At 59.7% G+C, this 2,295-nt stretch carries 4 protein-coding genes; all 4 read right to left on the reverse strand.

The features are described 5' to 3' along the window. Positions 1-326: DnaB-like helicase N-terminal domain-containing protein (locus VZ95_RS18900; RefSeq protein ID WP_045777240.1), on the reverse strand; the 326-nt coding region annotated here is incomplete at its 3' end. A 150-nt stretch (positions 327-476) separates the two neighbouring features. After that, positions 477-1,055, reverse strand: a complete 579-nt coding sequence (rplI, locus tag VZ95_RS18905; protein ID WP_045777241.1) for a 50S ribosomal protein L9 — start codon at positions 1,053-1,055, stop codon at positions 477-479. Positions 1,056-1,359: 304 nt separating this feature from the next. After that, positions 1,360-1,596, reverse strand: a complete 237-nt coding sequence (gene rpsR / locus VZ95_RS18910) for a 30S ribosomal protein S18 (protein WP_045777242.1) — start codon at positions 1,594-1,596, stop codon at positions 1,360-1,362. A 5-nt stretch (positions 1,597-1,601) separates the two neighbouring features. Further along, on the reverse strand, positions 1,602-2,087 hold the full coding sequence (rpsF, locus tag VZ95_RS18915) for a 30S ribosomal protein S6 (protein WP_045777243.1): 486 nt from the start codon (positions 2,085-2,087) through the stop codon (positions 1,602-1,604). Between the last annotated feature and the right edge of the window lie 208 nt (positions 2,088-2,295).

The following is a 2,295-nucleotide window of genomic DNA, read 5'->3' on the forward strand; positions in this document are numbered from 1 at the left end:
TTGATGACCGAGACGAGCGAGCCCGCCAGCGTCATCAAATACTGAAACCCACCGACTTCGGTGAGATCTTGATTCGACTCGAAATATTGCTTGAGGGTGATCGGATCGGCGATTTGACCCCGGTCGATCAACTTGCCGACGGCTTCGAAGATTTTACCGTGAATGCGGTTGGCGAAATGCTCGGGGCGCAGGAACTCGATGACGCGTTCGAAGGCGCGGTTGTTATGCAGAATCGCCCCCAACAGCGCCATTTCCGCCTCGTCATTATGGGGCGGCAGGCGCACGGGCAGCGTCGGCGTCCCCCGATCCGTGCCAGCGAGAATCATCGCTGTCGAGGGATCAGGCGGCGGAAATTCGTCAGGTAGAGGGTATTCGTCCATGACGGGAGTATAGACCGGACAGACTTTTTTCCGAAACAAAAGCCGCCTGCGGCTTACGGCCGAGGCGGCTTTTCCCCTGTTACAAAACGAGAAGACTTAAGCGTCGTCAGCTTCGCGGGCGGCGGCGCTGGCGGCCAGTTCGGCGGCAAGAGCCGCTTCGTCGGCGGCTTCATCCGCAGCGGCTTCGGCGCGCAGATTGCGACCGGCGAGCAGCGCATCGGCTTCGTCCTTGGTCTGGGCGACGGCGATGATGACCGTGACCGAGACTTCCGGGTGCAGGCTGACGCGGACGGTGTGAACGCCCGTGGTCTTGATCGGATTTTCGATCACAACCTGATTGCGGTTGATGGTGAAACCGGCGGCTGCCGTGCCTTCAGCCACGTCGCGGCCATTGACCGACCCGTACAACTGGCCGCTTTCCCCAGCCTGCCGGACGAGGGCGAGCTTCAGCCCGTCCATCTTCGCGGCAGCGCCTTCGGCTTCTTCCTTGCGCTTCAGATTGTCGGCGAGGATCTGGGCCTTACGACCTTCGAAAGCTTCGAGGTTGGCTTTGGTGGCGCGCAGCGCCTTCTTCTGCGGCAGCAGATAGTTACGGGCATAGCCGGGGCGAACGTTGACGACATCGCCAATCTGGCCGAGGTTTTCGACGCGTTCGAGCAGAACGAGAGCAACCATGATAATTTCCTTGCAGTTTCCAGCATCCGGCTTGAACAGCGGCGGATGATCTATTTCAAACGAACCTACCTGGGCGGTAATAGCCTACGGGTCAGGTTCCGTTTGGAAACCATACCGCAGGATCGCCGCGAGACCGACCACTGCACCTGATGTGTTGCGCTACCGGCTTTCGCCTACTTGAGCGCGTTTTTGTCGCGCTATCGGCTTTCGCCTACTTGAGCGCGTCATCACACAAGGCTTGCTTCCCGAATAGGGGAAGCGCGGCGAAGGGGGCAGCGAGCCGCCCCCTTCGGAGGTAGAAAACTTAACCGATCAGATACGGCAGCAGACCCAAGAAGCGCGAACGCTTAATGGCCTGGGCCAGTTCGCGTTGCTTCTTCACCGACACGGCGGTGATGCGCGACGGGACGATCTTACCGCGTTCCGACAGGAAACGCTGAAGGAGCTTTACGTCCTTATAATCGATCTTCGGCGCATTGGGGCCAGAGAAGGGGCAGGACTTCCGACGACGGAAAAACGGGCGACGACCACCAGCTTGCATTGCTCTTACTCCCCAATCATTTCGTCGGCCATACGCGGGCCGCGATCATCATCGTCCCGGCGACGCGGGCCGCGATCGAAACGGTCGCCACGATCACCGCGATCCCCACGGTCGGGACGATCACCCCGGTCGGGACGATCACCGCGTTCGCCGCGCTCGGGGCGCTCGCCACGGTTCGACAGAACGGCCGACGGGCCTTCTTCCAGTTCCTTCACACGGACGGTCTGGAAGCGGATCACATCTTCGTTGATGCGCATGTTGCGTTCCATTTCGAGCACGGCCGGGGCCGGGGCATCGAGATTGAACAACACATAATGGCCCTTGCGATTCTTACGAATCTTGAAGGACAGATTGCGCAGGCCCCAATATTCTTGCTTGGCAACCGTACCGCCTTCGGCAGTCAGGATCCCGGCGAAGGTTTCGGCCAGGGTTTCCACCTGGGCGGCGGAGATATCTTGGCGTGCGATAAACACGCTTTCATACAAAGGCATTAATCAACTCTCCTTATGGCTGATTCGGCGCGGATTCCCCTGGCGGGTTTCGGGTAGAAACAGTGCCAGGCCTCCCCGCACCCAGCCGACTGGTCGAAGGGAAACCCTAAAACCATCGGCAAGGAGCTTGCGAGAACCTAAGGTCCAGGCAAGGGAGCGCGGACTATAGCGATTCTTCTTAGGGATGCAAGCAAATCTGGCCCCTAAA

The organism is Elstera litoralis (genome assembly GCF_000963705.1).
GTDB lineage: Bacteria > Pseudomonadota > Alphaproteobacteria > Elsterales > Elsteraceae > Elstera > Elstera litoralis.

Excerpts from the sequence above, each read along its gene's own strand:
- rplI (WP_045777241.1), bottom strand. The coding sequence starts at position 1,055 with ATGGTTGCTCTCGTTCTGCTCGAACGCGTCGAAAACCTCGGCCAGATT.
- rpsR (WP_045777242.1), bottom strand. The coding sequence starts at position 1,596 with ATGCAAGCTGGTGGTCGTCGCCCGTTTTTCCGTCGTCGGAAGTCCTGC.
- rpsF (WP_045777243.1), bottom strand. The coding sequence starts at position 2,087 with ATGCCTTTGTATGAAAGCGTGTTTATCGCACGCCAAGATATCTCCGCC.